Origin of the sequence: Paenarthrobacter sp. NPDC057355 (assembly GCF_042667405.1) — a bacterium.
Taxonomy (GTDB): Bacteria; Actinomycetota; Actinomycetes; order Actinomycetales; family Micrococcaceae; genus Arthrobacter.
Genome location: NZ_JBHVAL010000026.1, coordinates 22,816 through 33,316 on the forward strand (window position 1 = coordinate 22,816; position 10,501 = coordinate 33,316).

Sequence of the window (10,501 nt, forward strand, 5' to 3'; positions counted from 1 at the left end):
GTAGTCCCGGCGTTCCCTCCCAATTTTCTGTATTCAGTGCTCCGCGGGCAGGATATTTTGGTTGCCGCGGAATACGTTGTCGGGATCGAACTGGCCCTTCACCAAGGAGAGCCGCCGGTAGTTCTGTTCCCCGTAGGCTGCCATGATCCGGTCCTGGCCTTCGTCACCAATGAAGTTCAACCAAACCCCGCCCGTGGTGTGGGGTGCGATGTCCTGCCGGAATTGCTTGACCCAGGCTTTGGCCTCCTGTCCGCCTTCCCTCGTTTCTGCGAGACCGAACGGGTGGCTGACCCACGCCGCGCCCCGGTTCTGCAGGGGAGTGTTTGCCGCTGCGGGTCCGGATACTGCACCACCCCAGCGCGCCACCAGCTGCTGCGAGTGGGGTCCGGGAAGGCGCTGGGCGGAATCAACCAAGAGGCCCAAAGCGTCGTCGCTGAGTTCGCTATGGTAATCGGCGCTCCAATAGTTGTAGTGGTCCGGGGGATCGTCGATCATGCACTGGAAGTCCGCGTACCCCATGGGCGAGACCAGATCCACTGCAGGGTTCAGGTCGCGGAACGGCTTTGCGTGTTCCTCACCTGCTTCCACGGAGCCCGCGTAAAGGTAGGCCATACCCACTGCCAGCTTGCCCACCATGTCTTCCGGGACGAACTCCTCCGGGGGAGCGGTGAGATAGACCAAGGCAGTCCCGACGGCGTCGGGCGCTTCCTGGGCGATGCGGCGGAAGGACCGCGACAACTCCAAAGCATCCTCGCCCGGGAACAACATGAGCCCGGCCATCACGGTGGGCCCGAGGTCGTGCAAGGCAAAAGTCAGGGAAGTTGCTACGCCGAAGTTCCCACCCCCGCCGTGGAGCGCCCAGAATAACTCCGGGTTTTCATCCTTGTTGGCGGTCACGTGCTCGCCCGATGCCGTGACCAAGTCAACGGACAACAGGTTGTCGCATGCGAATCCGTAGCATCTCTCGAGCCATCCGGAGCCGCCGCCCAGCGTGAATCCTGAGACGCCCGTGGTGGACGCCCGACCCCCTGTGACCGCCAGCCCGTGCTGCTGGGTGGCGCGGTCAAACTCGCCCCAGGTCACGCCACCGCCCACTGTCACGGTCTTCGCTTCGGGGTCTACGCTGATGGACTTCATGGGGCGGACATCGACCACCAGGCCGTCATCGTTCGTGGACATGCCCGCCACGGAGTGTCCGCCAGACCGCACCGCTACGTCCAGATTGTGGTTATGGGCGAAGCGGAGAGCCTCGGCTACTTCGCCGGGATCAGCACATTTGGCAATCACGGCCGGCTTGCGGTCGATCATCGCATTGAAGAGTTTCCGGGCCTCGTCATAGTTCGGGTTGTCCGGTCGAATCCATTCCATGGGACGCTCCTTCGCGCCTAAGACTCTCTCCCTCGATCAGGGTACTGCGGCGGCATCCGGGGAGCCATGGCTAAACCTTACGGAATGGTTTCGAAGGCTGGATTAGCCCAGCAGAACCTTCGCCTTGGCCGAGGCGTCGGCGCGGATCTGCTTGACAGCCTCCACCTCGGGCTCCAGTTCCTTCATCCGCGTGGTCAGGTATTTATCCAGCACGGCGGTGATCTTCGCATCGAACCCTGTGCTCTGGCGGCAGGTGGCATCCGTGACGGCGATCTTCAGCTCCTTCTGTCCTCCTGCTTGGAGGCCGGCAGAGACTGCTTCACCGGGGTGGCTGTAGGGGAACGCTGTGGTGGACATGCATTCTTTCCAGGAATTCACAGCCGCCTGGATTTCAGCATCCTGGCCGGCAGCGTTGGTGGCGACCATCAGGGAGTTGAAAGCCAACCCGGTGGCCCTCATGTAGTTGTCGGCATTCCCATAGATCGCGGTGACTCCCTCCGCCGTGCAGCCTCCCCACAGCATCCCCGTACCTGCCGAGGACTGGACCACATTGTGTTCGGGGTTGCCGCCGCCGTGCAGGGCCTGCTGGAAGCCGGTCTCCGCCATGAGCTTGCCCAAAGTGGAGTCCGGGGCGGGCTCACCTGGTCCCTTGGGCTTGGACGAGGCGTAGCCGGAAATCCGTGCAGCCTCAACCGTGAGCGTATCGAGACCCACGTAGTTCTTGAGGTCCACGGACTGCTGCCCTGCGGATACGGGTGTGTAGTCGTAACCGGCCTTGGCCATGCACCGCCGGACGGCTTCGGCCACTCCCTTTTCGGCCACCGGGTCCGCCGCGGCAAACTGCTCCGCGGCGAGGGTAATCCCGGATACAGGATGGTCCGCGGGCTTGGTCAGCATGGAGGAAACTCCCGGAGTGGCAGCGGCCGCCAATGTTGCTGCTGCGCCAGCGGCAAGGATCAGTGCCCCAATGGATTTCTTTTTCACTGTTTCTCCTTCATGACGAATTATCGTCGGTTTTTGGCAATGCTGTGGCTGACCCTGGTGGTTCCAGGGCCTGGTTGGAGCTGGGAAAATCAGGCGATCAGCTTGTTCTGGTAAGCGAACGCCACCAATTGGATGCGGTTCTTGAGGTTGAGCTTGGACAGAATATTCCCTATGTGGGACTTCACCGTGGCATCACTGAGCACCAAGGACGCGGCGATCTCCCCATTGGCCAGTCCCTGCGCCGCGAGCCTGAACACGTCCTGCTCGCGGGCTGATAAGGGCGCCAGGACAGCAGTATTCGACTCCGCGGGAGTCGTGTAGTCCCTGAGCAGTTCATTGGTGGCCGAAGGCGCCATGACCGCATGGCCCGAGTGAACGGTACGGATGGTGGCCAGCAGGAACTCCGGTGTCGCATCCTTGGTGAGGAAGCCACCGGCACCGGCCTGGATAGCGCGGACAACGGCTTCGTCGTGCTGGATGGTGGTGAGCACGATGACCTTGGTCCTGCCCTTGCCTTCGGTGATGCGCCTGGTGGCCGTGATCCCGTCCATGACCGGCATTCGAATGTCCATCAGCATGACGTCCGGCTCCACGGCCCGCGCAAGTTCAACGGCCTGCTCGCCGTCGGTGGCCTCACCTACCAGGTCGAGATCCGCCTGGCTGCGCAAAATCATTTTCAGGCCGGCGCTGAACAGGGGTTGGTCGTCCACCAAGGCAACGCGGATAGGTGTTTCGTTCATGGCAGGATTGCCTCCACTTCGAAGAGCTGACCGTTAGTGGCCGTCGTGAGCTGCCCGCCTGCCGCCGTCGCGCGTTCGCGCATACCCGGGATGCCGCGTCCGGTTCCCGACGGCGGCACTTCCGCGCCGCCGTCGGCCAGCCTTGACCGGACCTTCAGGCGCAGGCCGCTGGGGTCGCGGGCGACGGTCACCACTGCGCCGGCGGTCCGGTCGCCGTGCTTGAACGCGTTCGTGAGGCTTTCCTGCGCGATTCTGTACACGGTGAGATCCTCTACCGGCGACAATCCTTCCAGCCCGCTCGTCTGCAGCTCAACGGGCATACCGCTGCTCTGCAAGTGGTGGACCAATACGGGTAGCTCAGCGGCTCCCGGGGCTGGGCCTTCGATCTCAGTGCCGAAGCTTTGAACAAGCCGCCGGGTCTCCTGGAGGGCACTCCTTGCCGAGGACGCGATGACCTGCGCCGCCTCCTCCACGAGTTCCGGCTCGCTCCTGTGGACGTAGCGGATACCCTCGGCCTGCGCTGTGATGACGGCGAGGGAATGCGCCAGGACGTCGTGCAGCTCGCGGGCGATCCTGTTGCGCTCCTGTTCGATCACCAAGGCACTGGCAGTAGATTCGAGCCGTGTTTCAGCCTGTTCCCTGGCCAGCCGGTTGGCAGCGGCCTGGCGGACCGACGCAGCGGCAGCCCAACCTGCGAGGTTGAGGGCAGAGAATGCCGCGAACACCAGGAAGGCGTAGACAGCAACACGAAACGGGCCGGCATCGGAGAGCTGCTTGCCGAATACAAAGTTGATCCACGAAGCGTCGGCGAACCAGTTCACGGTGACCAATCCAGCTGCGGCCACAGTAGCTATGGGCAGGGGCCAACGTTGAGGTTCGTTCCAGCCGAGAGCCGCGAAAAAGAAGAGCACGGGCAGGCAAACATAGGGGGTGGCGCCGGACAACATGACATTCGGAAAGATGCCGAACGCCTGCAAGCCCAGAGCCACAAATGCGAAGATCACGGCCGGGACAGGGATCAGTTCCGCGGCAGCAACAGCGGCAGCCAGAGCCACCAGCAGGGCGCTCGCTGAATCAAAGCTGCGCTCCTCGAGAATCAGGAGGGCCACGAGCATGCCAAGGCCGGCAAGCGGTGCGGCTGCGGGGCGGAGCGCCTGGATTCGTGGGGTCATGCTTCAACCCTAGGGTGGGCTGCCCGGGCTTTGGCGCTCTTTGGCCCAGGTTCATCCGGGTGGGGGAGCAAGTTCGTCCGAGGTGCGGAGGGCGTTGCCGGGGAAACGACGACGCCGAGCCGCAGCTTTGGCCGCGGCCGCACCCTTTTCCGCCTTGCGCGCCAGAGCTTACGGGTGCATTCCGCGGGAAAGGGTGCGCCCAATGCGCGGAACGGGTGCGTCAGGCGTCACATGGTGCGCCAACGCAACCGCCACTCCGGCCACACGCACCGCCCCCGCCAACCGACAGTCACATTGCGTTTGCGGCAACATCAAAGGCGCAACAGCGCATATACGGCACTACACTCATTCCATGCCGCAACTACGAATTTCCGAGGCCGCCCGCTTCCTTGGTGTCAGCGACGACACCGTGAGGCGTTGGACGGAGAACGGGACGCTCACGCCGCAGAAGGATCAGGCCGGGCGCCTCGCAGTGGATGGACTGGAGCTTGCCACCCTTGCACGGGACCAATCGCACCTCCCGGACGACCCCTCGCGCCCCGGTAGTTCAGCCCGGAACCGCTTCATCGGCTTGGTCACGGGAATCACTGCCGACAAGGTCATGGCGCAGGTGGAGCTTCAGTGTGGCCCTTTCCGCGTGGTGTCCCTCATGAGCAGCGAGGCCGTGCGGGAACTCGGGCTTGAGCTTGGATCGGTGGCCACCGCCGTGGTCAAAGCCACCACCGTCATCATCGAAACACCCCAGGGGAAGAGCATCATATGAACCGCAAATCCCTCACCGCAGTGCTGCTGACGGGGGCATTGGCAGCGAGCGTGGCGGGCTGCGCCCCAGGCGCCGGCCCGACGGCCCAACAGGGCTCCTCACCCTCCGGCGAAATCACCGTCTTTGCGGCCGCCTCCCTCAAGACCACCTTCACGCAATTGGCCAAGGACTTCGAGGCAGCCAACCCGGGCACGAAAGTGAAGCTGAGCTTCGCTGGCTCCTCCGATCTGGTCACGCAGATCATCCAGGGCGCCCCGGCTGATGTCTTCGCCTCCGCCGACACCAAGAGCATGTCCAAACTGGCTGATGCGAACCTCGTTGAGGGCACTGCCACCAACTTCGCCACCAACGTCCTCGAGATCGCCGTCCCACCCGGCAATCCGGCGTCGATCGCTTCTTTCGCTGACCTGGCAAAGCCGGGCGTCAAAGTGGTCACCTGCGCCAGCCAGGTGCCGTGCGGCGCCGCGACGGACGCCGTCGAGAAAGCCTCCGGAACCACGCTGAGCCCAGTCAGCGAGGAGTCGTCCGTGACGGATGTCCTGGGAAAGGTCAGCTCCGGTGAGGCGGATGCCGGCCTGGTGTACGTCACCGATGTGAAGGGAGCCGGCGACAAAGTAAAGGGCATCCCGTTCGCCGAATCGGGCAAGGCTGTCAACACCTATCCGATTGCCACGGTAGGCTCCAGCAAGAACAAGGCGCTGGCGGCGGCCTTTATTGCCGCGGTTACCGGGGACAAGGGCAAGAAGGTCCTTGACGATGCCGGTTTCGGAGCACCGTAGGGAGAACATGAAAACCACCTCTGGCTACCACGGCATCCCGCGATGGGTTTATGTCGTGGCAGCAGTGGGTGGCCTCCTGGTGATCCTTCCGTTGGCCGCCATGCTGCTTCGCGTGAACTGGCCGCAGTTCATTCCGCTGATCACCTCCAAGTCCTCCCTCGCGGCCTTGGGCTTGAGCCTGCGGACCTCTGCTGCCAGCACATTCCTTTGCCTGGTGCTGGGCGTGCCGCTGGCCCTGGTGCTGGCCCGGGGTGAGTTCCCCGGGCAGAAACTCCTCAGGTCCTTTGTGCTCCTCCCGCTGGTACTCCCGCCGGTGGTTGGGGGTATTGCGCTGCTGTATACGTTCGGGCGGCAGGGCTTGTTGGGGAAGTCGCTGGAGCTTGCTGGTGTGCAGATCGCGTTTTCGACCACCGCGGTGGTCCTGGCCCAGACATTCGTGGCCCTGCCGTTCCTGGTGGTCAGTTTGGAGGGTGCCTTGCGGTCGGCGGGAAGCAGGTATGAAGCCGTGGCCGCGACGCTCGGAGCCAAGCCCACCACAGTGCTTCGGCGCGTCACTCTTCCCTTGGTCCTGCCGGGGTTGGCATCGGGGGCGGTGTTGTCGTTCGCCCGCAGCCTGGGAGAGTTCGGTGCCACGCTGACCTTCGCGGGCAGCCTCGAAGGGGTCACCCGCACGCTGCCCTTGGAGATCTACCTGCAGCGCGAGACCGACGCCGATGCCGCCGTCGCGCTGTCCCTGGTCCTGGTTGCCGTGGCGGTCGCTGTGGTGGGCCTGAGTTACGGTGGCCGGCGACGTGAACCAGCGGCGGTCCAGTCGTGAGTTTCGAGATGCGCGCCAGGCTCAAGGCCAGGAATTTCGATATGTCCGTCAGCCTTGATGACGGCGAAACCGTGGCAATTCTCGGTCCCAACGGTGCCGGCAAGTCGACGTTGCTGGGGGTGATCGCCGGACTGCTGCGCCCCGACTCAGGCTCGGCCGCGATCGCCGGCAGGCAGCTGTTCAGGCTCGACGCCGGTACCCGCCAATGGGACCCGCCGCACCTTCGCGGTATCGCCCTTTTGGCCCAGGAAGCGCTGTTGTTTCCGCACCTGACCGCGTTGGACAACGTCGCGTTCGGCCCGCGCAGTGCTGGCGCGTCCAAGGCCGCTGCCCGGGAAGCTGCACACCGCTGGTTGGCAGCGGTTGACGCATTGCCGCTGGCTGACAGGAGACCGGCGCAGCTCTCCGGCGGCCAGGCCCAGCGTGTGGCCGTAGCTCGAGCCCTGGCGGCCGAGCCGGAATTGCTCCTCCTCGACGAACCAATGTCTGCCCTGGACATCCATGCAGCGCCCATGCTCCGTCGGGTCCTGAAACGCGTGCTCGAAGGCAGGAAGGCCATCATCGTCACGCACGATGTCCTGGACGCCTACATGCTGGCAGACCGCGTGATAGTGGTGGAAAACGGGCGCATCGTGGAGGAAGGCCCCACCCGCCAGGTCCTGGAACGGCCCAGAAGCCACTTCGCGGCCGGACTCGCCGGACTGAATCTCGTCACCGGGTCCCTCAGCCGGGAGGGAATTACGACGCCGGATGGCCGGGTTTTCGCTGGGCAACACGATCCGGACTGGTCACCCGTGCCCGGCCAGGCAGGCGTGGCGGCGTTCCCGCCGTCGAGTGTTTCCGTCTTCCTCGGCGACGTCCACGGAAGTCCCCGAAATTCCTTCCCGGTGACCATCACGGACCTCGAGCCGCACGGCGACCAGATCCGGGTCAGGGCAGGCGCCGGTTCGGACGGCACGTTATCCGCCGACATCACGCCAGCGGCATCGGCGGACCTCGGCCTGGTACCCGGCATGGAGGTGCGGTTCGTGGTGAAGTCCGCGCTGGTGTCGGTGTACCCGGCGTAGGGCCTACTCCCGGCTTCAACCGACGGGGCTGTGGGCGTTGCGCGTGCGTTCGAGCCCTATGGGATGTAGCGCCAGAACAAGCGAATGACGGGCATGGAAGGTGATCCACCACGCCCGCCGTCCCAATTAGACTCAGCTCATCGGGATTCGACTTGCGCCTGGTTGGCCTTCTGGGTGTCAGAGCCCACCACTGTAAGCTCGCCGATCACCGTCTTACCGTCAGATTCGTAAACGGGAATTGATCGGTCAGCTCGTCCTTCGGTTTCCATCCACTTCACGGCGTCCTCGGGACTCTTGAACCCTCGTGAAGCTGTGGTGCCGTTGGCGACATCGAGTTCGGCTTTGGAAACGTAGCCTCTCTTGCCGTCGGTCGTAAGGGCTGCGATGAGATCCGGTTCCGTTTCGGGTGATAAGGAATCTTTGACGAACCCGTAGGTGTTGCCGTTAGCGTTCCGCGAATACTCCGGTGCTGGCTTGGTTTGGGAAGACAGGTTGGAAGAGGCTGTGCCTCCTGAGGCGGCGGCCATCGACGCGCCGGCTCCCAATCCCAGAACTGCGCACAAAGTCACGGCAATCCCGTAGCTTCGCTTCGGCGTTTTTCTAATACTCATGATTTTCCCTACCAATTTCCCTGGAGAACCGTCTTGAATGTGTAGAAGTCGTTATAGCCCGACCCGTTCCAGCCGCGCGCAACACCCCAGCTATACCAGTTGTAGGCTTGGTAGTTGGAACACGAATTGGCGTTGGCGAGTGCCCCGTCGGAAGGATTGTACATATTCAATCCTTCGCAGCTGAGGTAGTCATCCTGGGTGAACAGCCGACCTCTGGCTCCGGCCCACCCTGCGTAGGTCCCTCCGCCAGTGAATGAACTCTTAGTGCCTGCCGACGCATACGATGCGGGCACGGTATAGATAACGGCGTACGCGTCGTACCAGTGACCTGCCACATAGTACTGACTGGTTGAGCTGTACACCGCTCCATAGGCCAGGGCTGATTGAGCGCCAAACGTGACAGTAAATGCGGCCAGAAAGGTTGTTACCATTATTATCACCCGCCTCCGGAGTCCTATAGAAAGGTGATTTCGGCGGAACTTGCTACTGTTTTTCATTTCCCCACCTACTTGATATCGAACGGATCGTGCCAGCATTGAGGCTAAATCTCAGCTTGGCTTTTTCGATGAAAATAACGGGGCAATTATTTTCTGTTGCATATTTTCTGGAAATCATCCGGGCGCCATAAATACTCCCACCTGTGTGGCGCCGTCGCTGAGGTAAACAGGAATCTCCCGTTGAGGTCTGGGAAAATTCCTGGCTGCTTCTTCGGGAGTTGTCGGTTCGGTCCCCTGCATCTGTGCCGAGTAGGCGTAGCCCTTTGCTCCGTTCGTGGCCACCACTGCGAGCAAGTCCGGGACGCCGCGCCCTGGTACCTCGACGCCGTAGGTCTCGCCCTTCGCGTTTAATTCCCATTCGGTGGCAACTTGAGAGACATACCTGACACTGATTTGCCACCTGTTTCCAGGCTCAGTCGTAATGGTCAACCCTCGTGCTGATGGATCCAAGGGCACGACATACTTTGACCATGCGCCGGGTGTGCCCAAATCTGCCGATGAACACGTTACGTTGGCTCCATCCGGGAAGTTGAACTTACCGACACTGAGGCAGGTCAGTTCCACCTCAATCCCGGTTGCCCCTTCCGGGGCTGGTCCAGGTTCCGCTGTTGCTGTGCCGGTGTAGATGGCGGTCGATGGGGTGCTTAGGGCAGCAGTCGTGGGTACACCGGGCGGGGAGAAGAGCCCTGCAGCCGTTGCGCCTGCGCCACCCAGCATCCCCGCGCCAGCCAAAGCCCCGGCGAACAAGAACCAACGTCGCCTCTGGGCCCGCGGTTTTGAACTGCTTCGAACTTGAGGAAGGAGTACCTCACGAAGCGCCCGGTCAAATTGCGGATCAATGTCCTTCATGTCGGATCTCCTTTCAGTGCTGGCGAGTGGACGTGAGGAAGTGGCTGCGGCAGCGCAGCCTTCAGCCGCTTGCGTGCGCGGTACATGCGGACCTTTGCGGCCCCCGGTGAAATCCCTATAGCCTCAGCCGCCACCGCCAGGGGCAACTCTTCGAACACGACAAGGCTGACGAGCCTCAGGTCCAGTGGTTTTAGGACAGTCAGGGCCTGTGCGACCTTCTCAGTCATCAAGAAATCGTGGTTCGAATAAGCCGGGTCCAGCTCCGCTTCGAACGTGCTGTTGCGGGGAATGGCTTCCAGGAGCCTCCGGTGGCGAACCTTTGACGGCTGTAGATTCCTGGCAATGTTTGTGGTCGTCACCAGAAGCCACGGAAGGATCGAGTCGTCAACCAGTCGCACCCTCTCACGACGGCGCCAAAGCTCAAAGAATGCGGCCGCCGTGGCATCCTCGGCATCGTGCGTTCCGACAGTCAGGCGATAAGCATGACGAAACACACGACTGCGGTGACGGTCGTACAAGACACCAAAGGCCTCCGCATCGCCTTTGAGGCTGTCGGCCCACAGGACGCCATCCCCCGGCTGAACGTTCTCCATGCCCTGTATTGTCCGGGAGGCTCCTAATGGTTACACATCGGCAGAAGTTTTTTCTGCGAGCCCGCAGCACACTTACCTACTCCCGGCTTCAACCGACGGAGACCGCCGGCACTACGCCGACGGCCCCCGCTCCCGGTTAGGGGACGTTGTGCCAGAACAGGCGGGTAACATCAACGACTAGACAATATGAAGTGGCGGCGGTGTTGTTGATGCCGGCCCGTGCGGTCTGCGGTCATTATCGCCGGGCGGTCCGGCAGCGCC

General features: G+C 62.7%; 12 protein-coding genes. 4 read left to right on the forward strand and 8 right to left on the reverse strand.

The annotated features are described in order from the left end of the window. Nucleotides 1–33 precede the first annotated feature (33 nt). The 4 genes from ACFUOZ_RS19960 to ACFUOZ_RS19975 form a co-directional block, all read right to left on the reverse strand. Nucleotides 34–1,368 carry an FAD-binding oxidoreductase gene (locus ACFUOZ_RS19960; protein ID WP_377551425.1) on the reverse strand — a complete coding sequence of 445 codons (1,335 nt, stop codon included), beginning with the start codon at nucleotides 1,366–1,368 and terminating at the stop codon, nucleotides 34–36. 102 nt (nucleotides 1,369–1,470) lie between these two features. Beyond that, on the reverse strand, nucleotides 1,471–2,352 hold the full coding sequence (locus tag ACFUOZ_RS19965; protein ID WP_377551427.1) for a hypothetical protein: 882 nt from the start codon (nucleotides 2,350–2,352) through the stop codon (nucleotides 1,471–1,473). An 89-nt stretch (nucleotides 2,353–2,441) separates the two neighbouring features. After that, nucleotides 2,442–3,092 (reverse strand): response regulator, encoded by a 651-nt coding sequence (locus tag ACFUOZ_RS19970; RefSeq protein WP_377551430.1) that lies wholly within the window; start codon nucleotides 3,090–3,092, stop codon nucleotides 2,442–2,444. Then, the gene (locus ACFUOZ_RS19975) at nucleotides 3,089–4,264 is read right to left on the reverse strand and encodes a sensor histidine kinase (RefSeq protein WP_377551433.1); all 1,176 of its coding nucleotides are present in this window, start codon (nucleotides 4,262–4,264) and stop codon (nucleotides 3,089–3,091) included. Before ACFUOZ_RS19975 ends, ACFUOZ_RS19970 begins: the two co-directional genes overlap by 4 nt. Before the next feature lie 352 nt (nucleotides 4,265–4,616). Here ACFUOZ_RS19975 and ACFUOZ_RS19980 point away from each other — a divergent pair, with 352 nt between their 5' ends. Genes ACFUOZ_RS19980 through ACFUOZ_RS19995 form a run of 4 tightly spaced genes read left to right on the forward strand, consistent with a single transcriptional unit; the run spans nucleotide 4,617 to nucleotide 7,690 of the window. Continuing rightward, nucleotides 4,617–5,027: a molybdopterin-binding protein gene (locus ACFUOZ_RS19980; protein ID WP_377551436.1), complete on the forward strand. Its 411-nt coding sequence runs from the start codon at nucleotides 4,617–4,619 to the stop codon at nucleotides 5,025–5,027. Further along, nucleotides 5,024–5,806 carry a molybdate ABC transporter substrate-binding protein gene (modA, locus tag ACFUOZ_RS19985; protein WP_377551439.1) on the forward strand — a complete coding sequence of 261 codons (783 nt, stop codon included), beginning with the start codon at nucleotides 5,024–5,026 and terminating at the stop codon, nucleotides 5,804–5,806. The genes ACFUOZ_RS19980 and modA overlap by 4 nt, the downstream gene beginning before the upstream one ends. A gap of 7 nt (nucleotides 5,807–5,813) precedes the next feature. Beyond that, entirely contained in the window at nucleotides 5,814–6,623 is an 810-nt protein-coding gene (locus tag ACFUOZ_RS19990) for an ABC transporter permease (protein ID WP_377551442.1), read from the forward strand. After that, the gene (locus tag ACFUOZ_RS19995) at nucleotides 6,620–7,690 is read left to right on the forward strand and encodes a sulfate/molybdate ABC transporter ATP-binding protein (protein ID WP_377551444.1); all 1,071 of its coding nucleotides are present in this window, start codon (nucleotides 6,620–6,622) and stop codon (nucleotides 7,688–7,690) included. The genes ACFUOZ_RS19990 and ACFUOZ_RS19995 overlap by 4 nt, the downstream gene beginning before the upstream one ends. Before the next feature lie 137 nt (nucleotides 7,691–7,827). On the opposite strand, the gene ACFUOZ_RS20000 is transcribed toward ACFUOZ_RS19995, so the two are convergent. The 4 genes from ACFUOZ_RS20000 to ACFUOZ_RS20015 all read right to left on the reverse strand — a co-directional run bounded on the left by ACFUOZ_RS20000 (nucleotide 7,828) and on the right by ACFUOZ_RS20015 (nucleotide 10,240). Then, nucleotides 7,828–8,301: a hypothetical protein gene (locus ACFUOZ_RS20000; RefSeq protein ID WP_377551447.1), complete on the reverse strand. Its 474-nt coding sequence runs from the start codon at nucleotides 8,299–8,301 to the stop codon at nucleotides 7,828–7,830. An 8-nt stretch (nucleotides 8,302–8,309) separates the two neighbouring features. Continuing rightward, nucleotides 8,310–8,465: a hypothetical protein gene (locus tag ACFUOZ_RS20005; RefSeq protein WP_377551449.1), complete on the reverse strand. Its 156-nt coding sequence runs from the start codon at nucleotides 8,463–8,465 to the stop codon at nucleotides 8,310–8,312. 447 nt (nucleotides 8,466–8,912) lie between these two features. Further along, nucleotides 8,913–9,647, reverse strand: coding sequence for a peptidase M56 family protein (locus ACFUOZ_RS20010; protein WP_377551451.1), 735 nt, complete (start codon nucleotides 9,645–9,647; stop codon nucleotides 8,913–8,915). Beyond that, complete coding sequence (locus tag ACFUOZ_RS20015) at nucleotides 9,644–10,240, reverse strand: RNA polymerase sigma factor (protein WP_377551453.1); 597 nt, start codon at nucleotides 10,238–10,240, stop codon at nucleotides 9,644–9,646. The genes ACFUOZ_RS20010 and ACFUOZ_RS20015 overlap by 4 nt, the downstream gene beginning before the upstream one ends. Nucleotides 10,241–10,501 lie beyond the last annotated feature (261 nt).